We start from the raw sequence: 313 nt of genomic DNA on the forward strand, positions 1-313 counted from the left end.
TGCAGTGCTCGCTATTTATTTTGCTCTGTTCATGGCAATTGGGGTGGCAGCGAACGTTAGGATTGCCAATTTTCTTGGAGCAAACTTGCCGGAAAAGGCAAGGCATATTTCCCAGCAATCTCTAGTTCTAGCCATCCTGTTTGGCTTGATAACGGGAGTTATTACCCTTTTTTTTGCTGAGCCATTGCTGAAGCTTATGGGAATAGAATCTAATGTATTAGAAGCTGGTACTCTTTATTTTCGAATAGTAGGCATTCCATCTATCTTCATGTCCTTAATGTTTGTATTGAGTGCCATACTTAGAGGGGCAGGA

The 313-nt window shown here is 41.9% G+C and carries 1 protein-coding gene; it reads left to right on the forward strand.

From position 1 onward, the window contains the following. Nucleotides 1-313 (forward strand): MATE family efflux transporter (locus JI665_RS28355; protein ID WP_244671357.1); only part of this gene is annotated, 313 nt, incomplete at both ends.

The sequence above is a fragment of the Bacillus sp. NTK034 genome, from assembly GCF_017303275.1.
Taxonomy (GTDB): Bacteria; Bacillota; Bacilli; order Bacillales; family Cytobacillaceae; genus Cytobacillus.